General features: G+C 72.1%; 19 protein-coding genes and 1 riboswitch. Of the genes, 5 read left to right on the forward strand and 14 right to left on the reverse strand.

Annotation, left to right across the window (positions count from 1 at the left end; translation table 11 throughout):
• The first annotated feature begins 2 nt into the window (after window positions 1–2).
• Window positions 3–500, forward strand: coding sequence for a GtrA family protein (locus tag ACLJPY_RS47890; RefSeq protein WP_410597669.1), 498 nt, complete (start codon window positions 3–5; stop codon window positions 498–500).
• Here ACLJPY_RS47890 and ACLJPY_RS47895 read toward each other — a convergent pair.
• The 4 genes from ACLJPY_RS47895 to ACLJPY_RS47910 all read right to left on the reverse strand — a co-directional run bounded on the left by ACLJPY_RS47895 (window position 424) and on the right by ACLJPY_RS47910 (window position 7,484).
• Window positions 424–2,607, reverse strand: a complete 2,184-nt coding sequence (locus ACLJPY_RS47895; RefSeq protein ID WP_410597670.1) for a glycosyltransferase family 2 protein — start codon at window positions 2,605–2,607, stop codon at window positions 424–426. The two genes, ACLJPY_RS47890 and ACLJPY_RS47895, sit on opposite strands and share 77 nt — an antisense overlap.
• Window positions 2,604–3,539 (reverse strand): NAD-dependent epimerase/dehydratase family protein, encoded by a 936-nt coding sequence (locus tag ACLJPY_RS47900; RefSeq protein WP_410597671.1) that lies wholly within the window; start codon window positions 3,537–3,539, stop codon window positions 2,604–2,606. Before ACLJPY_RS47900 ends, ACLJPY_RS47895 begins: the two co-directional genes overlap by 4 nt.
• A gap of 36 nt (window positions 3,540–3,575) precedes the next feature.
• On the reverse strand, window positions 3,576–6,452 hold the full coding sequence (gene gcvP / locus ACLJPY_RS47905) for an aminomethyl-transferring glycine dehydrogenase (RefSeq protein WP_410597672.1): 2,877 nt from the start codon (window positions 6,450–6,452) through the stop codon (window positions 3,576–3,578).
• A gap of 312 nt (window positions 6,453–6,764) precedes the next feature.
• Window positions 6,765–6,863: riboswitch (glycine riboswitch) on the reverse strand.
• Window positions 6,864–6,905: 42 nt separating this feature from the next.
• Entirely contained in the window at window positions 6,906–7,484 is a 579-nt protein-coding gene (locus ACLJPY_RS47910) for a MerR family transcriptional regulator (protein WP_103352915.1), read from the reverse strand.
• 300 nt (window positions 7,485–7,784) lie between these two features.
• Here ACLJPY_RS47910 and ACLJPY_RS47915 point away from each other — a divergent pair, with 300 nt between their 5' ends.
• Entirely contained in the window at window positions 7,785–8,399 is a 615-nt protein-coding gene (locus tag ACLJPY_RS47915) for a TetR/AcrR family transcriptional regulator (protein ID WP_410597689.1), read from the forward strand.
• Here ACLJPY_RS47915 and trxA read toward each other — a convergent pair.
• The 8 genes from trxA to ACLJPY_RS47955 all read right to left on the reverse strand — a co-directional run bounded on the left by trxA (window position 8,380) and on the right by ACLJPY_RS47955 (window position 13,286).
• A complete protein-coding gene (gene trxA / locus ACLJPY_RS47920; protein WP_410597673.1) occupies window positions 8,380–8,715 on the reverse strand; it encodes a thioredoxin in 336 nt (111 codons plus the stop codon). The genes ACLJPY_RS47915 and trxA overlap by 20 nt on opposite strands.
• 11 nt (window positions 8,716–8,726) lie before the next feature.
• The gene (locus ACLJPY_RS47925; protein ID WP_410597674.1) at window positions 8,727–9,122 is read right to left on the reverse strand and encodes a MerR family transcriptional regulator; all 396 of its coding nucleotides are present in this window, start codon (window positions 9,120–9,122) and stop codon (window positions 8,727–8,729) included.
• A gap of 46 nt (window positions 9,123–9,168) precedes the next feature.
• Entirely contained in the window at window positions 9,169–9,642 is a 474-nt protein-coding gene (locus ACLJPY_RS47930; protein ID WP_004559569.1) for a bifunctional nuclease family protein, read from the reverse strand.
• A gap of 216 nt (window positions 9,643–9,858) precedes the next feature.
• The gene (locus ACLJPY_RS47935; protein ID WP_410597675.1) at window positions 9,859–10,605 is read right to left on the reverse strand and encodes a MerR family transcriptional regulator; all 747 of its coding nucleotides are present in this window, start codon (window positions 10,603–10,605) and stop codon (window positions 9,859–9,861) included.
• Entirely contained in the window at window positions 10,602–11,066 is a 465-nt protein-coding gene (gene garA, locus ACLJPY_RS47940; protein WP_004559567.1) for a glycogen accumulation regulator GarA, read from the reverse strand. The genes ACLJPY_RS47935 and garA overlap by 4 nt, the downstream gene beginning before the upstream one ends.
• A gap of 114 nt (window positions 11,067–11,180) precedes the next feature.
• Window positions 11,181–11,567 (reverse strand): glycine cleavage system protein GcvH, encoded by a 387-nt coding sequence (gene gcvH / locus ACLJPY_RS47945; RefSeq protein ID WP_013226819.1) that lies wholly within the window; start codon window positions 11,565–11,567, stop codon window positions 11,181–11,183.
• Between the two features lie 92 nt (window positions 11,568–11,659).
• The gene (locus ACLJPY_RS47950) at window positions 11,660–12,280 is read right to left on the reverse strand and encodes a CDP-alcohol phosphatidyltransferase family protein (protein ID WP_410597676.1); all 621 of its coding nucleotides are present in this window, start codon (window positions 12,278–12,280) and stop codon (window positions 11,660–11,662) included.
• A gap of 796 nt (window positions 12,281–13,076) precedes the next feature.
• The gene (locus tag ACLJPY_RS47955) at window positions 13,077–13,286 is read right to left on the reverse strand and encodes a hypothetical protein (protein ID WP_410597677.1); all 210 of its coding nucleotides are present in this window, start codon (window positions 13,284–13,286) and stop codon (window positions 13,077–13,079) included.
• 269 nt (window positions 13,287–13,555) lie between these two features.
• Between ACLJPY_RS47955 and ACLJPY_RS47960 the strand changes: the two genes are divergently transcribed.
• The gene (locus ACLJPY_RS47960; RefSeq protein WP_410597678.1) at window positions 13,556–14,059 is read left to right on the forward strand and encodes a hypothetical protein; all 504 of its coding nucleotides are present in this window, start codon (window positions 13,556–13,558) and stop codon (window positions 14,057–14,059) included.
• A gap of 33 nt (window positions 14,060–14,092) precedes the next feature.
• Window positions 14,093–14,491 carry a hypothetical protein gene (locus ACLJPY_RS47965; protein ID WP_410597679.1) on the forward strand — a complete coding sequence of 133 codons (399 nt, stop codon included), beginning with the start codon at window positions 14,093–14,095 and terminating at the stop codon, window positions 14,489–14,491.
• 137 nt (window positions 14,492–14,628) lie between these two features.
• Here the strand turns inward: ACLJPY_RS47965 and ACLJPY_RS47970 are convergent, their stop codons facing one another.
• A complete protein-coding gene (locus tag ACLJPY_RS47970; RefSeq protein ID WP_410597680.1) occupies window positions 14,629–16,332 on the reverse strand; it encodes an AMP-binding protein in 1,704 nt (567 codons plus the stop codon).
• Window positions 16,333–16,343: 11 nt separating this feature from the next.
• Window positions 16,344–17,186 carry a crotonase/enoyl-CoA hydratase family protein gene (locus tag ACLJPY_RS47975; protein ID WP_410597681.1) on the reverse strand — a complete coding sequence of 281 codons (843 nt, stop codon included), beginning with the start codon at window positions 17,184–17,186 and terminating at the stop codon, window positions 16,344–16,346.
• 136 nt (window positions 17,187–17,322) lie between these two features.
• On the opposite strand from ACLJPY_RS47975, the gene ACLJPY_RS47980 reads away from it, so the two are divergent.
• Window positions 17,323–18,198 carry an alpha/beta fold hydrolase gene (locus tag ACLJPY_RS47980; RefSeq protein ID WP_410597682.1) on the forward strand — a complete coding sequence of 292 codons (876 nt, stop codon included), beginning with the start codon at window positions 17,323–17,325 and terminating at the stop codon, window positions 18,196–18,198.
• Window positions 18,199–18,520 lie beyond the last annotated feature (322 nt).

The following is an 18,520-nucleotide window of genomic DNA, read 5'->3' on the forward strand; positions in this document are numbered from 1 at the left end:
GCATGACGACCGTAACCAACGGCGTGCGGCCCCGCACAGCGGACGGAACCCGCCACCGCGGCTGGGCCCGGCTGGTGCGCGCCGCGACGACGTCGGTCGCGGCCACGGTCCTCAGCCAGGTGGTGCTGCTCGCCGTCCTCGCGACCGGCGGCGCCGCCGCACTGGCGAGCACGCTGGCCTGGGCGGCCGGCGCGGTGCTGAACTTCCTGGTCACCCGCCGCTGGGTGTGGGGCCGCACCGGGCGCCCGCGCGTCCGCCGGGAACTGCTGCCCTACCTGATCGTCATCGGCCTGGGCGGGCTGGCTTCGATCGGCCTGACGACGCTGGCGGGCTCGCTGCTGACGCCGCTGGACCTGCCGCACTTCTGGTGGGTCGCGCTCGTCGACGGCGCTTATGTCGCCAGTTACGCCGTGGTGTTCGTCGTCAAGTTCGCGCTGCTCGACCGGCTCGTGTTCGGCCGCGGCGCAGCACGTACCCCCGCCACCACGTCCCGGTCATGACGCGGGCGTAGTTGGCGCCGTAGACGAGGCTGCCGCCCTTCTTGCTCTTGCCCGCCTTGCGCAGCCGCATGCTCATCGGCAGCTCGACGACCCGGGCCCCGCGGGCGGTGACGCCGAGCAGCAGCTCCGAGGACTGGTACTGCGGCTCGTTCAGCGGCACCGCGCAGGCCAGGTCCGCCCGCATGGCGCGGAAGCCGAACGACGTGTCGGTGATCCGCCGCCGGGTCAGCACCGACGCCAGCGCGGCGAACACGCGCACGCCGAGCCAGCGGACGCGGCTGTCGGCCTCCTCGTGCCCCAGCCGCCGTGACCCGGTGACGAAGTCCGCGGTGCCCTCGACGACCGGGCGGACGAGCGCCTCCAGCTCGCTGTTGTCGTACTGGCCGTCGGCGTCCGTCGTCACGACGTACTCCGCGCCGCCGTCCGCCGCGAGGTGGTACCCCAGCCGCAGCGCGGCCCCCTGGCCGCGGTTGCGGGGCGCGACGCACACGTACGCGCCGTGGTCCTCGGCGATCGCGGCGGTGTCGTCGGTTCCGCCGTCGACGACCACGAGGACGTCCACCGGCATGCCGAGGCACTGGTCCGGCATTTTCTCGAGGACTTCGCCGATGCCGCCGGCTTCGTTGTAGGCGGCGATGACGACGGTCAGTGGCGCCAGGTGCCGTTCCGGGTGCCGGCCGCGGAAGTCGTCGAGGGCACCGGCATCGACGTCGTCGGGGAAGGCGGCGAGCCGCTTCCGGCTCGCCGACGTCAGCGTGGTGAAGCCGAGCGCGCCGGCGACCGGCAGCAGTACGAGCGCCGGGAGCTGGTAGCGCCAGGAGAACTCGAACACCGCCGAGGCGAAGAGGAGCACGAGCCCGCCGGACGCCGCCAGCAGCGCGCCCGCTTGCGCGCGATCCAGGGGTTTCTTGCGCCGGAACACCGTCAGGAGGCCGAGCAGGGCGCCGATGCCGAGGACCGCGCCCGGGACGTACCCGCCGCCGAGCTGGTAGTCGCGCAGGAGCTTCGCCAGTGGCTGGTCGACGCTCGCGACGACGCCGTCGTTCTGCAGCGTGACCAGGTCGATCAGGGACTGGTCGGCCCACTGCGGGTAGGTGAGCTGGAACTGCCACCGGTCCAGCGGGACGTCGGCGGGATCCTGCTCGCGCGTCCAGGCGAAACTCTTGGCGAAGTCGTTCAGGATCGCTTCGGCGACGTCGCCGGGCTGTTCCTTCAGGACGTCGACGGCGAACTCGTGGGCCAGTGCGGCCCGGTCCGCGCCCGCGGGCAGCGGACCCGGCCAGTTCGGGTCGAGGTCGGCGTGGGTGTAGTTGTCGACCAAGCGCGTCTCACGCGGCTCGGCCGGGCAGAACACCTGGAGTTCCGGGGCGAGGTGGCGGTTCGCGCAGTCGGCGACGGCGGCGGTGCGGCCGTAGAGCATGTTCCCGGACGGCCCGGTCAGGCCCCACTTGCCGGTCTCGGCGTGCACCCGGGCCGCGTACGGCACCAGGACGACGAGCAGGCCCAGGAGGCCCACGCCGGCTCGGCGCCAGCCCGCCCACCGCCGCCGCCACGCTCCCCCGGCGACGACCAGGAACACCAGCAGCGGCAACGCCAGCGAGATCCCGATCAGCCGAGTCAGGACACCGAAGCCGAGCAGCAGGCCCGCGGCGCCGGCGCGCTTCCAGCCGGGGGTGCCCCGGCCGAGCAGCAGCCAGAGCAGCCCGAGGAGCACGGCCTCGAACGTCACCTCGGACATGAGGTTCTGCTCGATCTGCAGCTGGTAGGCGTCGAGCAGCAGCGGGGTCGCGGCGAGCGCGCCGACCCACGGCCGGCCGCCGAGACGCAGCACCAGCGCGTAGAGGCCGATCGCGACGAGGATGCCGCCGACGTGCTGGACCGCCGCCACCCAGGCCAGGCCGCCGACGGCCAGCAGCGGCCGCAGGACGAGGTCGTAACCGATCGGGTTGAGCTGGTCGGCCCGCAGGGCGTGCAGGTTGTCGATGTAGCGGAACGAATCGATGTACAGCAGCGCCGGGCGGTAGGCCAGCCAGGTCAGCACCCGGAGGACGATCGCCGGGACGAGGAGCAGGAAGAGCAGCCAGTGCCGCTTGAGGAACCCGGTCACGGGTTCTCGAGGCCGGAGAAGTACTTCCACGCCGTCGCCAGGCCGTCGGTGAGCGACACCTCCGGCCGGTAGCCGATGGTCTCCGCGCTCGCCGAGACGTCGACGACGACCGCGGGCATCTCCCCGGCCGGGGCTTCGACGTGCTCCACCGGCAACTCCGCGCCGGTCACCTCGCGCACGGCCTCCACCAGCTCCAGCACGGACACCGAACGCCCGGCACCGACGATCGCGCGGCCGGCGTACCCGCTGGCCAGGGCCAGCAGGATCGCGCGGACGACGTCGTCGACGTGCACGAGGTCGCGGCGCTGGCGGCCGTCGCCGTAGACCTTCACCCCGCCGCCGGTCAGCGCGGCCCGCATCATCCGCGGCACGAAACTGTCCTTGTGGGACATTCCCGGGCCGTAGACGTTGGTGAACCGCAACGCACACGTCGTCATGCCGTACGCGCCGGCGTACCCGGACAGCAGCATTTCGCACGCGGCTTTGGTGGCGCCGTACGGGGTCAGCGGGCGCAGCGGCAGGTCCGGGGTGATGGTCGCCGTGCCGACGTTGCCGATCACCGCGTTGGTCGAGGCGAGCAGGAACTTCGGCACCTCCCGGCGGCGCGCGAGTTCCAGCAGTTCCTGGGTGACGAGGACGTTGTCGGCGTAGGTGTCTTCGGGCCGCTCGACCGACTTCAGCACCGACGTCAGCGCGGCGAGGTGCACGATGCCCGCGGTCTCCGGCGTGACGGCTTCTTCGCGAACCGCGGCTTCCCGGAGTTCCCCGGTCACCACGCGGACGCCGTCGAGCTCTTCCGGGAACGGGACCCGGTCCACGACGACGACCGGGACGCCCCGGTCGCGCAGGGCTCGCACGACGGCCCGGCCGATGAAGCCGCTGCCGCCGGTGACGACCACGGACGTCCGATCGGGACCGTGCGCACTCAGCATGGCGCCAACCTACCTCCCGTTCCTGTGCGCCGCGGATCAGGCGAACGCCGCCGGCGGCGGGCACGAGCAGACCAGGTTCCGGTCGCCCGCGGCGCCGTCGATCCGCCGGACCGGCGGCCAGATCTTCGGCGCGGCCGGGCCCGCCGGGAACACCGCCGTTTCGCGGCTGTACGGGCGGTCCCACTCGCCCGCGAGGCAGCGGGCCGTGTGCGGCGCCTGCCGCAGCGGCGAGTCTTCGAGGGGCCACTCCCCCGCCGCGACGCGGTCGATCTCGGCGCGGATCGCGATCATCGCGGCGCAGAAGCGGTCGAGTTCGGCGAGGTCCTCGCTCTCCGTCGGCTCCACCATCAGCGTCCCCGCGACGGGGAACGACATCGTCGGCGCGTGCAGGCCGTAGTCCGCCAGCCGCTTCGCGACGTCGTCGACCGTGACGCCGGTGGCCTTCGTCAGCGGCCGCAGGTCGAGGACGCATTCGTGCGCGAGGAGTCCCTCGCGCCCGGCGTACAGCACCGGGTAGTGCCCGGCGAGGCGCCGCGCGACGTAGTTGGCGTTGGCCACCGCCACCAGCGTCGCCCGGCGGAGGCCCGCGGCGCCCATCATCCGGACGTAGGCCCAGGAGATCGGCAGGATCGACGCGCTGCCCCACGGCGCCGCGCTGACCGGGCCGACGCCGGTGGCCGGGCCGGCCGCCGGCTGCAGCGGGTGGTTCGGCAGGAACGGCGCCAGGTGCGCGCGGACCCCGACCGGGCCGACGCCGGGCCCGCCACCGCCGTGCGGGATGCAGAACGTCTTGTGCAGGTTGAGGTGCGAGACGTCGGCGCCGAACCGGCCGTACTGGGCGACCCCGATCAGCGCGTTCAGGTTGGCGCCGTCGACGTACACCTGCCCGCCGGCGTCGTGCACCGCCGCGCACACTTCGCCGACGGTGTCTTCGTAGACGCCGTGCGTCGAAGGGTAGGTGAGCATGATCGCGGCGAGGTCGGCGCGGTGCTCGTCCACTGTGGACCGCAGGTGCGCGAGGTCGATGTTGCCGTCGTCGTCGCAGCGGACGACGACCACGCGCAGGCCCGCCATCACCGCGCTGGCCGCGTTCGTACCGTGGGCGCTGGCCGGGATGAGGCAGACGTCGCGCGCGTGCTCGCCGCGGGCGCGGTAGTGGGCGCGGATGGCGAGCAGGCCCGCGAACTCGCCTTGGCTGCCGGCGTTGGGTTGCAGCGAAACCGTGTCGTAACCGGTGATCCGCGCGAGCCAGGCGCTCAGGTCCGCGGCCACGTCCAGCAGCCCGGCGGCGTCCTCGGCGGGCGCGAACGGGTGCAGCCCGGCGAACTCGGGCCAGCTGATCGGTTCCATCCCGGCGGCGGCGTTGAGCTTCATGGTGCAGGAGCCGAGCGGGATCATGCTGCGGTCGAGCGCGACGTCCTTGTCGGCCAGCTGCCGCAGGTAGCGCAGCATGGCCGTTTCCGACCGGTGCGCGTGGAACACCGGGTGCGCGAGGTAGCCGCTCGTGCGCCGCAGCGGGGCCGGAAGCGCGTCCGCGGTGTCGGCGTCCAGCCCGTCCACATCGGACACCGAGACGCCGAACGCCTTCCACACGCGGGAGAGCCGCTCGCGGGTCGTGGTTTCGTCACAGGCGGCGCCGACGTGGTCCGCGTCGATCCGGCGCAGGGAGACACCGAGGTCGCGGGCCGCGGCGACGACCGCGTCCGCCCGGCCGGGCACCGCCGCGGCGACGGTGTCGAAGAACTCGCCGTGCACGACGTCGACGCCGCCTTCGGCGAGGCCGGCGGCCAGCACGGTGGCCATCCGGTGCGCCCGCAGCGCGATCGAGCGCAGCCCGTCGGGCCCGTGGTACACGGCGTACATCGAGGCCAGCACGGCCGGCAGGACCTGCGCGGTGCAGATGTTGGAGGTCGCCTTCTCCCGGCGGATGTGCTGCTCGCGCGTCTGCAGGGCGAGCCGGTACGCCGGGTGGCCGTCGGCGTCTTCCGAGACGCCGACCAGCCGGCCGGGCAGCTGCCGTTCGAGGCCGTGCCGCACGGCGAGGTAGGCGGCGTGCGGGCCGCCGAAGCCGAGCGGGACGCCGAACCGCTGCGTCGACCCGACGGCGACGTCGGCGCCGAGTTCGCCGGGCGGCCGCAGCAGGGTGAGGGCGAGCGGGTCGGCGGCGACGACCACGCCCGCGCCGTGGTCCTTCGCTTCGGCGATGGCGAGGTCGAGCTCGCGCACCGCGCCGGACGCGCCGGGGCAGGACAGGAGGATGCCGAAGAAGTCGCCGCCGAGCCCGAGCCCGGTCAGCCCCTGCGACAGGTCCTCGACGACGAGTTCGATCCCCAGCGGTTCGGCCCGGGTCCGCAGGACGGCGAGGGTCTGCGGCAGGGTGTCGGCGTCGACGACGAACCGCGGCGACGTCCCCCGCCCGGCCCGGCGCAGGAGGGTCATCGCCTCGGCGGCGGCGGTGGCTTCGTCGAGCAGGGAGGCGTTGGCGACGGGCAGCCCGGTCAGGTCGGCGATCACGGTCTGGAAGTTGAGCAGCGCTTCCAGGCGCCCTTGGGAGATTTCGGGCTGGTAGGGCGTGTAGGCGGTGTACCAGGCCGGGTTCTCCAGGACGCCGCGCCGGATGACGGGCGGGGTGACGGTGTCGTGGTAGCCGAGCCCGATCATGGCGGCGGTCGGCCGGTTCCGCGCGGCCCGCTCCCGGAGTTCGGCGAGCGCCTGGGCTTCCGTGGCGGCGGGCGGCAGCTCGAGCGGCTGCGCGGACGCCCGCAGCGACTCGGGCACGGCCCGCTCGGCGAGTTCGTCGAGCGAGGCGACGCCGATGACGTCGAGGATGTGCCGGAGTTCGTCCGGACCGGGGCCGATGTGCCGGTCGGCGAAGGGGATGCCCTGTTCCAGGGAGGCGAGTGACGGATCCACGATGGCCTCCTGAAAACGACAGCGCTTACCCGACCGACTCTAGAACGCGAGGGCGAGCGCGAGGTGACCACGGCGGGGGTCCGGGGGCGGAGCCCGCCGGGCGGGGTGTGGGGGTTGCACCCCCACAAGACACTCCGGAGGGTTCGGGTGAGCGCTTGCCGCGAGCAGGACTCACCCAAACCCGGAGGAAACCTCCCCGCTCTGTCTGACCCCGAAAGGGGCGCCTGAGAGTTTCGCCCGCAGGTTGAGCCGGGCTTGCACCGTCGGCGGGGCCATCAGGGTGTGTCCTGACGACCCGCTTTCCAGAGGCGTCTCGTCCGCGCGGTCCGGGGTGCCTGAGAGGTTCCGGGGAGGATTTGCTCCTTCGGCGCCGAGCTCAAGGTGTGGCTCGGACTCTCCCGCGCGGATTCGTCGACCGCACGGTGAACCTTACTCTGCCTGCCGCGGCGATGATCAACCGGTCTTGCGGGCGTTGCGGCGCTGGGTGAGTTCGTCCGGTTCGTGGGTCTCGACGATGCCGCCGTCGGCGCGTTCGGCCGGGAACTCGTGGATGGTGCCGCTGATTTCCTGCATCGCGCCGCTGACGGCGATGCCGAAGACGCCCTGGCCGCCCTGGAGGAGGTCGACGATCTCCTCCGGCGACGTGCATTCGTAGACCGTGGTGCCGTCGGAGAACAGCGTCACCCGGGCCAGGTCGCGGACGCCGCGGACGCGCAGGTGGTCGACGGCCACCCGGATGTTCTGGAGCGAGACGCCGGTGTCGAGCAGGCGCTTGACGACCTTGAGGACCAGGATGTCCTTGAAGGAGTACAGCCGCTGCGAGCCGGAGCCGTGCGCGGTGCGGATGCTGGGCGCGACCAGCTTGGTGCGGGCCCAGTAGTCGAGCTGGCGGTACGTGATGCCGGCGATCTGGCACGCCGCCGGACCCCGGTAGCCCACCAGCTCGTCGGGCAGCGAGTCGTCGGGGAACAGTTCACCCTGCTCACCAGCCGCGACCCCGACAGGCTGCTTCTCGGAACCAGCCTCGACCACGCAAGCCTCCCCTCGCCCGACCTGACGGCCGGCGAATGACAGCCGGACGGTCCCAGGAGCGGGACCCGCCGGAGATCAACCACCACGGTCCGGCCCCAGACCGTGAATCACACCGTGGCGATTTACCTCCTTCGACGGTAAGCGTCCGGAGAACACCGGTCAACGCGACGCGCGGCAAGCCCCCGCGGTCGGCTGAGCCTTTGAGCCGTTCGCCGTACCCCTGATCGCGTGGCTTCAAACCTGGTGCACCTTTTTACTCACTCAGGTAACTTGTTACTCATGCAAGTAAAAACCGACCTCATGGCGGAACTGGGGCTCAGCGTCACCGAGGCCGCGCGCCGGGCGCAGATCCTCGGCGCGACCATCGGCGTGCTCGCCGACCTCGGCTACCGCCGGACGACGTTCGCCAAGATCAAGGAACGAGCCGGGCTCAGCAGCACCCGGCTCATCTCCTACCACTTCACGAACAAGGCCGGCCTGATGCAGTCCGTGCTCAGCACGGTGCTGGAGACGCGGCAGGAGTTCCTCACCCAACGCACCGGCGGTGGCCTCGACCCAGCCGACCGGCCCGGTTACCTGCGCGCGCACATCGAGACGTCGATCGCGTTCCTGCGCGCGTACCCGGAGTGCGTCCGGGCGCTGACGGAGCTGGCCGCCAACGCCGACGACGCCGACGGCTGGGTGATGACGAAGGTCGTGCTCGACGACCTGCGCGTGCACGGCCTGGCCCGGCAGCTTAAGCAGGGCCAGGCCGAGGGCGTCTTCGGCCGCGGCTTCACGCCCGAGGTGATGGCGATGTCGATCGCGCAGGCCGTCGACGGCGTCGCGGCCGCCTACGCGGCGGACCCGGCGCTGGACCTGGAGAAGTACGCGCGCGAGGTGGCGGACACCTTCGTCAAAGCGACGGCGCCTTGAGCACCCGGTCGAGGCGGTCTTCGATGCGGGCCTTCGGGAACGCGCCGACGATCGTCTCGACCGGCTCGCCGCCGCGGAAGAGGATCATCGTCGGCAGCGACATGACCTGGTAGGACCGGGTGGTCTCCGGGTTCTCGTCGGCGTTGATCTTGCGGACGGCGAGCTCGCCCGCCCGCTCGGCGGCCAGCTGCTGCAGCACCGGGCCGACCATCCGGCACGGGCCGCACCAGGTGGCCCAGAACTCGACGAGCACGGGGACGTCGTGGGCGAGGACCTCGGCGAAGGTCGCATCGGTGACGTCGGCGATTTCGGACACGGCGGGGCTCCTCAGGGACGCGGGGCTTCGGGCACGACACACGGATCGGGCGCCTGCCGGGCCAGGGCGGCGGCGAGTTTCGCGGCCAGTTCGCCGCGGATGCCGCCGAGCCGCGCGAGGAGCGCGTCGGCTTCTTCGAGCTTGCGCCGGTAGACCTCGATGGAGTTCGCGCAGGAATCGCCGGTTTCGTGGCCGCTGCGCAGGCAGTCGACGAACGGACGCGTCTCCTCCAGCGTCAGGCCGACCGTCTGGAGGGTCTGGATCTCCTGGACCAGCTGGAGGTCGTCCTCGTCGTATTCGCGGTAGCCGTTCGCCGAGCGCCGGGCCGCGAGGAGGCCTTGGTCCTCGTAAAACCGCAGCGCACGGGTGGTGGTACCCGTGCGCTGCGCCAGTTCTCCGATCCGCATGCCTCGACGCTAGACGTTGACGTGCGCGTCAAGGCAAGGTTTTGTCCTACGTATCCGCTCCGCGGAAGTCTTCCGGGGAGACCGAGTCGAGGAACTCGCGGAACTTCTCGACCTCGTCCTCCTGCTCGTCCGGGATGATCAGGCCGGCTTCCTCCAGCACCGAGTCCACGGCGTGGATGGGGACACCGATCCGCAGGGCCAGCGCGACCGAGTCGCTCGGCCGGGCGGACACCCTGATGTCGCCGTCGAACACGAGTTCCGCGAAGAACGTGCCTTCCTTCAGGTCGGTGATGACGACCTGCTCCAGCTCCCGGCCGAGCGCTCCGATGACCTCTTTCAGCAGGTCATGCGTGAGCGGGCGGGCGGGGCGGACGCCCTGCTGCTCCAGGGCGATGGCGGTGGCTTCGACCGAGCCGATCCAGATCGGCAGGTACCGTTCACCTTCGGTCTCCCGCAGCAACAAGATCGGCTGATTCGCGGGCAGCTCGACCCGCACACCGACGACGCGCATTTCGCTCATCGGGCTTCGCCTCCCTCTCGTGCACACGGGCTGCAGCGCTGAACCGGCTTCACGCCCATACTCCCGACGCTACCCGTCATCCGTGCGCTGTGCTCGCTGTCCGGACTCTCTCGGTTCGCCTGCCGCAAACCCGTCCCTTCACGGTACGGCATGCGGTGCCGAACATTCAGTCATTGACATGGGACCGCAAAGAGGATCTCACTGCCCCGTTATCGATCAACACCCGGCGACGCCGCGGATCCCGGCCTTGACGAGGAGCGTGTGCAGGGTCACGGACAGGGCCGCGAGCTCCCGCACCACTTCGTCGGCGCGCGACTTCGCCTCCGGGTCGCGGTGCCGGTACACCGGCGTCACGATCTGCTCCAGCAGCCCGACCTCGCGGTCGGCCGCGGCGCGGAAAGCACGCAGGTGTCTCGGTTCGATCCCGAATTCGGTCATCGCCTTCACCGTCCGCGCGACCAGCACCGCGTCCGGGTCGAAGAACCCGGCGGTACCGGGCCGGACCAGGCCGTACTGCTGCAGCTCGGCCAGCGCGGCGGCGTCGATGCCCGCCTGCTCCAGGAGTTCCTCCCGGGTCAGGCGCAGCTCCTTGCCTGGGACGAAGTCCGCCGCCACGGGCAGGCCGACGTTCTCCGCCGAGACGTCGATGGGCACCAGCCGGCGCGGCGGGCGGGGCAGGGCCGCGGCGGGCTCGGCCCCCGAGTCCGCCGCGTCCAGCTGTTCCTTGATGACTTTCAGCGGGAGGTAGTGGTCCCGCTGGGCGGCCAGGACGAACCTCAGTCGCTCCACGTCCGCCGCGGCGAACTGCCGGTAACCCGACGGCGTCCGGCCCGGGGTGACCAGGCCTTCCGCTTCGAGGAACCGGATCTTGGAGATCGTGACATCGGGGAAGTCGCCGCGCAGCTGCGCGAGTACCGCCCCGATGCTCAGTCCGTGGTTCTGTGGCCGTCCGGCCGCCGTCACTGCGCCCCCTGGCCCCCGTGCCCCGGGCCGGTCAGGAAGACCAGGCGGAACTTCCCGATCTGCACCTCGTCGCCGCCGGCGAGGACGGCCTGGTCGACCGGCTCGCGGTTGACGTAGGTGCCGTTGAGGCTGCCGACGTCGATGACGACGAACTCGCCGCCTTCACGCCGGAACTCGGCGTGCCGGCGGGAGACCGTGACGTCGTCGAGGAAGATGTCGCTGTCCGGGTGCCGTCCGGCGCTGGTGGTGTCGCGGTCGAGCAGGAACCGCGAACCCGCGTTCGGGCCGCGCTTCACGACCAGCAGGGCCGAACCCGGGGGCAGGGCGTCGACACCCTGGACCGGGGCTTCCGGGGCGGGCTCGCGACCTTCGGCTTCGGCCAGGAAGTCGGCCCGGAAGACAGAGGTCCGCTCCGGAGACTGCTCCGGGGGAACGCCGCCGGGCCCGTCGTTCGTGCTCACCTGAGCTCTCCTCCACACATGCTGTGTTGCCAGTACTCAAGAACGTGTAGCTGCCAACGTACCGTGCCTGATCGATTCTCCGAGCCCCGGCTCCCCGAACCGGCGGAGCGGGCTTCAGCCCTTGGTCAGCGCGTCGTACGCCTCGGCTTCGAGCAGGGCTTCCAGGCCCGCCGGGTCGTCGAGCCGGATCTCGATCAGCCAGCCCTCACCGTAGGGGTCGCTGTTGATCAGCTCGGGCGAGTCGGCGACGGCGTCGTTGACCGCGACGACCTCCCCGTCGACCGGCGCGAACAGCTCGGAGACGCTCTTGGTCGACTCGACCTCGCCGAAGACGTCGCCCGCGCTCACCTGCCTGCCGACGTCGGGCAGGTCGACGAACACGACGTCGCCGAGCTGGTCCTGCGCGTACTCGGTGATGCCGACGCGCACGAGGGTGTCCTCGCCGCGGGTGGCGACCCACTCGTGTTCCTCGGTGTAGCGAAGCTCTTCAGGAGCGGACAACGCCGGTCCCCTTTCATGCCTTCACTGGCGAAAAGTGTTGGGCGAAGTCTTACACCCACACGGCGCAGCCGCCCGCCACGACCCGGCAGAACTCATTCCCGGGCGCCGCGGAGCGCGTTGCGCGCCTGCACGACGTAGAGGACGCCGGACCAGACGTAGAGGACGGCGCCCCAGATGGTGAAGGCGTACCCGATCGGCCGCGCGACCGCGGCGACGTCCGAGCCGCCCTGGGCGAGCAGCAGGAACGGGAAGGCGTACATGAGGACGAAGGTGGCCCCCTTCCCGATGTAGGTGACCTCGGGCGGCGCGAAGCCCCGGCGGCGCAGGGTGACGACGCAGACGCCGAGCACGGCCTCCCGCAGGACGAGCGGGACGACGACCCACCACGGGATGATGCCGCGGACGAGGAAGGCGACGAGGGTGGCGAGGATGTAGAGCCGGTCGGCGGCGGGGTCGAGCAGCTGCCCGAGCCGCGACATCTGGTTGAGCCAGCGGGCGAGCTTGCCGTCGAGCCAGTCGGTGAGGGCGCTGAAGACGAGCAGGGCCAGCGCCCAGCCGTCTTCTTCGGGGCCGAGCAGCAGCCAGAGGAAGACGGGCACCCCGGCCAGCCGCAGCAGCGACAGGATGTTGGGGACGTTGAGGGCCTGCCGCAGCAGCGACGGCTCGGCGGCGGAGCCCGTCTGAGCGGCGGGTTCGGGGGCGGCTGTGCTCACCGGGCCATTAAACAGCGGTGGGAGGTGGCGGCGCCCGGTGGTGCGGCGGCTGGGCCGGCGGGATTGTGGTGGCGGCGGGGCGCTGGGATGGCGGGCCCGGTGGCGCAGCGGCTGGGCGCGGGCTTAGTGGTGGCGGCGGGGCCGGCGTGGCAGGCCCGGTGGCGCGGCGGCTGGGCGGCGGGCTTAGCCGTGCGGCGGGACCGGCATAGGGGGCCCGGTGGTGCGGCGGCTGGGCGCGGGATTGGTCGTGGCGGCGGGGCTGGCATGGCGCGCTTGCGGCTCGGCGGACCGTCGGACACTCCCACCCGGTGAGCCGGGAGCAGGCAGCGTGCCAGCTGAAGCCCGCTCGATGTCGCGGCGCTTCGGACCGGGCGGCGCGGAGCTCCGGTTGCCAAGTCATCTTGATGGCGCCCGCTTGCTCGGGGCGGCGAGGTGCCTGCCAGGTCGAAGCGGCGCCAGGCTCGCGCGAGAACGGTGTGCGGTAGACCGGCCAACTGGCGCCCGCTCCTACCCGGCTCCGGTGAGGTGGCTCGGCCTGTCCGGCTCCGCCGCTCCTCGGCGGGCCACCCCCGACATCCCGGCCCAGCGGCCCCACCTACCCAGGCCGGCCACTCTCCGTGGTCCAACCCCCGGGCGGCCGACCTCCCCATCCGGCCCAGCCCGGGCACCCCGTGGCGCGACCAGCCAACTCTCAGCAACCCGCCTCCCCGGGCAGCCCGGGCTCAAGGCGGCCCCCAGCCGACCCAGGCCAGGCGGCCGCAGCCGGGCCGCCCCCTCGGCGCGGCCCGGCCTCGGCTCAGCTCGCGCGGCGGTGGCTCCAGCCGCGGCGCTGCAGCTCCGCGCTGGTCAGCGACTCGGGGCGGCCGCGGTAGTCGGTGCCCATCCAGCGGGCTCGGCCCGATCCGCCCTCGAGGACGTACGGGCGGCCGCAGCACCAGACCACGGTGCTCGGGACGGTCGGCGGACTGGACGGGTCTTCGGTGCTGCTCACAGCGTCGGCGTTCATCGCTCTCACGGGATTCGGGACGGTTGTCGGGGACGGGAAGCTCGGCGGCCTCCACCAAGATCTTCGGCACGCGGGACCGTTTTGTTAACCGTCGCGGCGCGAATTAGACCGATCGATTCTTGATGACAGCGGGAGGTTTCGGAGCGTGAACGGAATGTTAATCGTCCATTGTGGACACCATTTCGACGGCCACCGGAGCCGGCCGCCACCCGGCTGGAGTAATCTCCGGCACAACGTCCACACCAGCCAGCCGGGGAGGAAGGATCGCGGTGTCCCACCCGACCACCACGAAGACGTGGCTCGTGGCCTGCCTCGCCCTGCCCGTGCTCGCCGCCTGCTCGGGCGACCCCGCCGCGCAGGCTCCGCCGGCGCCGCCGCCCGCGTCCGCCGCGCCCTCCGTGACCACGTCCGCGAGCGCTCCGACGCTGCCGCCGTCCCCCGGCGGCAGCGCGCCCGCACCCGCGCCGGCCAACCGGCCGTCCGGGCCGCCGCCGTCCGTGCCGGGCTCGTGCGGCACCGTGACCGCCGCCAGCGGGCTGACGCTCTACGTCTTCGACAGCGGCTCCGCCGGCGTCAGCTGCGTCGCCGCGACGAAGCTGGTCGGCGACTTCCACCGCAAGATCACCGGGCGCCAGGACTCCGGCTCGAACGACGCGGTGAACGAGACCGTCGACGGCTGGCTGTGCACCTCCGGGCCGCCCGCCGCCCAGGGCGGTACCACCTGCACGAAGGGTGAGCAGACGGTCTTCGCCGCCGTCGTGCCGTCCGAGTGAGTCCGTTCCGATCCCCGCGCTCCTGAAGGGTCCATGAAGACACTCGCGTACCCCCTGCTGCTCGTCGCCGCGGCCGCCGCGCTGGCCGGCTGCGGCAGCGACCCGGCGCCCGCCGCGTCGCCCTCCGCACCCGCCCCCGTTCCCGCCGCGGCCGCGGCGGCCGCCTCGACGGCCCCCGGCGTGCCGTGCGGCGACACCACCGGCCCGGGTGGCGCGAAGACGGCGGTCGTCGCGCACGGCCGGGTCGACTGCGCCGCGGCGACGAAGCTGCTGAAGGACTACTTCGCGAAGCTGACCCCGGCGGAGGCGGCCTCCGCCGACGGCCCCGGCCCGATCGCCCTCGACGAGTGGACGTGCGGCAGCGGCCCGAACGACCCGGTGACGGTGTGCTCGACCGAGGACGGCCGCCAGGTCGAGGGCACCCGCCGCTGAGCGGTCCCCGACCGCCCCAAGGCGGCCTTCGGTGCTCCATCCATGCCCCCACCACCACCCTCAACGGAGGCGCTCCGCGCCGCAGTCCTGATTCAACGCACCCAAGGCCGCCTTGGGGCGCTTGAGGCGGGGTGCCGTCAGGACTTGAGGTCCGGGAAGTCCTCTTCGCGGTACTCGGTGCCCGCGCCCCGCGCCGGGTCGCTCTCGCGGCCTCGCAGCTCGACGCGGCGGATCTTGCCCGAGATCGTCTTCGGCAGCTCCGCGAACTCCAGCCGCCGGATCCGCTTGTACGGCGCCAGGTGCTCGCGGCAGTACGCCAGGATCGACCGCGCGGTCGCGGCGTCGGCCGGGAACCCGGCCGCGAGCACGACGTACGCCTTCGGCACCGCCAGCCGGATCGGGTCGGGGGCCGGGACCACCGCCGCCTCGGCCACCGCCTCGTGCTCGATCAGGACGCTCTCCAGCTCGAACGGCGAGATCCGGTAGTCCGACGCCTTGAACACGTCGTCGGTGCGCCCGACGTAGGTGATGTAGCCGCGTTCGTCGATCGAACCGACGTCACCCGTGTGGTAGAAGCCGCCGGCGAAGGCCGCCGACGTGCGCTCGTCGTCGTCGGCGTACCCCGTCATCAGGCCCACCGGCCGGTGCGCGAGGTCGAGGCAGATTTCGCCCTCCGCCGCGCGCTCGCCGCCGACCGGGTCGACCAGCGCGACCACGAAGCCGGGCAGCGGACGGCCCATCGAGCCGGGCACGACGTCCTGGCCCGGCGTGTTCGCGATCTGCACGCTGCTTTCGGTCTGGCCGAAGCCGTCGCGGATGGTGACGCCCCAGGCCTTCTCGACCTGGTCGATCACCTCGGGGTTGAGCGGCTCCCCCGCCCCGACGACCTTCTTCGGCGGGGTCTTCAACGCCGTCAGGTCGGCCTGGATGAGCATCCGCCACACCGTCGGCGGCGCGCAGAAGCTGGTCACCCCGCACCGGTCCATCTGCGCCATCAGCGCACCCGCGTCGAACCGGCTGTAGTTGTAGAGGAACACCGTCGCCTCGGCGTTCCACGGCGCGAAGAAGTTGCTCCACGCGTGCTTCGCCCAGCCCGGCGAAGAAATGTTCAAGTGGACGTCGCCCGGTTCCAGCCCGATCCAGTACATCGTCGACAGGTGGCCGACCGGGTAGGACACGTGGGTGTGCTGCACCAGCTTGGGCTTCGCGGTCGTGCCGGAGGTGAAGTACAGCAGCAGCGGGTCGCCGGCCCGCGTCGGGCCGTCCGGGGTGAACTCCGGGGACTCGGCGGACGCGGCCGCGTACGAGTGCCAGCCCTCGACCGGCTCCCCCACCGCGATCCGCGTGTAGCCGCCCTCGACGCCGTCGAACTTCGGCGCGTCGGCCGAGCGGACGACGACGTGCCGGGCCGCGCCGCGCTCCACGCGGTCGGCCAGGTCGACCGGCCCGAGCAGCGTCGACGCCGGGATGATCACCGCGCCGAGCTTGATCGCGGCGAGGATCGTCTCCCACAGTTCGCCCTGGTTGCCGAGCATGAGGATCAGCCGGTCGCCGCGGCGGACGCCGAGGCCGCGCAGCCAGTTCGCCACCCGGTCGGACCGGGCGGCCATCTCCGGGAACGTCCAGCGGTTCTCGGTGCCGTCCTCCTCGACGATCCACAGCGCGTACCGCTGCGCGTTGGCGGGGTCGTGCGCGACGACGTCGAACCAGTCGATCGCCCAGTTGAACTCCGTGAGCTGCGGCCAGGCGAAGTCGCGGTACGCCGTCTCGTAGTCCTCGCGGTGGGCCTGCAGGTAGTCCCGCGCCGCGCGGAACGCTTGGTGGACCTCCGAAGCGGTCACGCTGCCTCCTTCTACTCGCCCTTGAACTCCGGCGGGCGGCGTTCCATGAAGGCCTGGACCGCTTCGCCGAGGTCCTTGCTGGGCAGGAACGCCGAGTTCCAGGCGGCGACGTACCGGAGGCCGTCGGCGACCTGGCGTTCGGTGTTCGCCGCCAGTACCTGCTTCGTACCCTGCACCACCAGCGGCGGGTTCGCAGCGATCTCGCCGGCGAGTTCCCGTGCGGCCTTCAGCAGCGTCTCCTGGTCCGGGTGGACGTCGTTGACCAGGCCGATCTTCTCGGCGCGGGCGGCGTCGATGTCCTTGCCGGTGAGGGCGAGCTCGCGCAGGTGGCCCTCCCCGACGATCGAGGCGAGCCGCTGGAGGCTGCCGAGGTCGGCGACGATGGCGACGCGCACCTCGCGGACGCTGAACTTGGCGTCCGCGCTGGCCAGGCGGACGTCCGCGGCGGCGACGACGTCGACGCCGCCGCCGATGCACCAGCCGGACACGGCCGCGACGACCGGTTTGCGGCAGTCCGCGATCGAGCTGACCGCCGCCTGCAGCGACCGGACCTGGTCGAGGAACGCCGTCCGCGGGCCGGCCAGGCTGTCCCCGCCCAGCATCGGCGCCCAGTCGCCCATCATCGCGGGCAGGTCGAGGCCGTAGGAGAAGTGCTTGCCGCTGCCGGTCAGCACGACGGCCCTGACCTGCGGGTCGGCGTCCAGCGCGCGGAACACCAGCGGCAGCTCGCGCCAGAAGTCCGGGCCCATCGCGTTGCCCTTGGACGGGCCGAGGAGCGTCACTTCGGCCACGTGGCCGTCGACGTCGACCTTCAGGGACACCAGGTCGGGCAGACTGTCAGCAGTAGCGGTCATGGGGGCCATCTTGACCCATGCCCGCGACACCCCGCCATTGGCACCGCGTCAATTGCTCCGCACGTCACTGTGCCAACCTGGTCGGGGGATGCTTTCCTGAACGAGACTCGCACACGACCGGGGAGGACGGTGGGACATGGGCCCGGCCGGCGCGACCGCGATCGAACCCGAAACCCCGGCCGAGCCGGTCCGGCGGGCGTCTCGCCCCATCGAGCTGACCGGCTCGTTCGACCACGAAGGCCACCGGCTCTGGTACACCGAGTTCGGCAGCGGCGACAGGGTCGTCGTCCTCACCCACGGGATCATGCTGACCCGCCGGATGCACGCGCCGCTGGCGCGCCGGCTGGCCCGCGCCGGCTTCCGGGTGATCACCCTCGACCTGCTCGGCCACGGCGACTCGGACCGGCCGACCGAGTCGTGGCTGTACTCGATGCCGTCGTTCGCCGAGCAGACCCTGGCCCTGCTGGACCACCTCGAGGTGCCGTCCGCGGTGATCGGCGGGACGTCCCTGGGCGCGAACGTCTCGCTGGAGGTGGCGGTGCAGGCGCCTTCGCGGGTGCGGGGGCTGATCGTCGAGATGCCGGTGCTGGACAACGCGATCGTCGCGGGGCTGGTGACGTTCGCCCCGCTACTGATGGCGGCCCGGTTCCTGCCGTTCACGGTGCAGGCGGTGGCGCTGGCGGCCTCGGTGGTCCCGCACGGCAACCAGTGGGTCGACGTCGTGACGGACACGCTGTCGCAGCGGCCGGCCCCGATGGCGGCGCTGCTGCACGGGGTGCTGTTCGGCCGGATCGCGCCGCCGAAGTCGGTGCGCCGCAAGATCACGACCCGCGCACTGGTGATCGGGCACCAGAACGACCCGATCCACCCGTTCGGCGACGCGGACACCCTGGCGGTCGACATGCCGGAGGCGGAGTTCGTCCAGGCCCGCAGCCCGGTCGAGCTCCGGTTCGACCCGACCAGGCTGTCGGACGCGATCCGCGACTTCGCCGCGAGCTGCTACGAAGACTGAACCCGGATCTTGCGTGATCGAGCACCTGACTCGCGTGATTGAAGGCGTAACTCGCGTGTCCGGAGGGGCATCTCGCGTGATTGGAGGGGCATCTCGCGTGATTGGAGGGGCATCTCGCGTGACTGGAGGGGCATCTCGGGTGATGCCCCGCTGATCACGCGTGATGCCCCGCTGATCACGCGTGATGCCCGGCTGATCACGCGTGTGGAGTTGCCCCGGTGAGGCGGACACGGGTTTTTCAGGCAGCCAGGGCCTGACGGTAGCTGGTTCGGGCTTCGGCTGGGGTGTGGTGGCCGACCGTTGAGTGCAGCCGGTTGTGGTT

The organism is Amycolatopsis sp. lyj-23 (genome assembly GCF_046549135.1).
Taxonomy (GTDB): Bacteria; Actinomycetota; Actinomycetes; order Mycobacteriales; family Pseudonocardiaceae; genus Amycolatopsis.

What these genes read in the sequence shown, in the direction of transcription:
- ACLJPY_RS47890 (WP_410597669.1), top strand. Translation starts at nt 3, where the DNA reads ATGACGACCGTAACCAACGGCGTGCGGCCCCGCACAGCGGACGGAACC.
- ACLJPY_RS47975 (WP_410597681.1), bottom strand. Translation starts at nt 17,186, where the DNA reads ATGACCGCTACTGCTGACAGTCTGCCCGACCTGGTGTCCCTGAAGGTC.
- ACLJPY_RS47955 (WP_410597677.1), bottom strand. Translation starts at nt 13,286, where the DNA reads ATGAACGCCGACGCTGTGAGCAGCACCGAAGACCCGTCCAGTCCGCCG.
- ACLJPY_RS47900 (WP_410597671.1), bottom strand. Translation starts at nt 3,539, where the DNA reads ATGCTGAGTGCGCACGGTCCCGATCGGACGTCCGTGGTCGTCACCGGC.
- ACLJPY_RS47925 (WP_410597674.1), bottom strand. Translation starts at nt 9,122, where the DNA reads ATGCGGATCGGAGAACTGGCGCAGCGCACGGGTACCACCACCCGTGCG.
- ACLJPY_RS47965 (WP_410597679.1), top strand. Translation starts at nt 14,093, where the DNA reads ATGAAGACACTCGCGTACCCCCTGCTGCTCGTCGCCGCGGCCGCCGCG.
- ACLJPY_RS47930 (WP_004559569.1), bottom strand. Translation starts at nt 9,642, where the DNA reads ATGAGCGAAATGCGCGTCGTCGGTGTGCGGGTCGAGCTGCCCGCGAAT.
- ACLJPY_RS47980 (WP_410597682.1), top strand. Translation starts at nt 17,323, where the DNA reads ATGGGCCCGGCCGGCGCGACCGCGATCGAACCCGAAACCCCGGCCGAG.
- ACLJPY_RS47915 (WP_410597689.1), top strand. Translation starts at nt 7,785, where the DNA reads ATGGCGGAACTGGGGCTCAGCGTCACCGAGGCCGCGCGCCGGGCGCAG.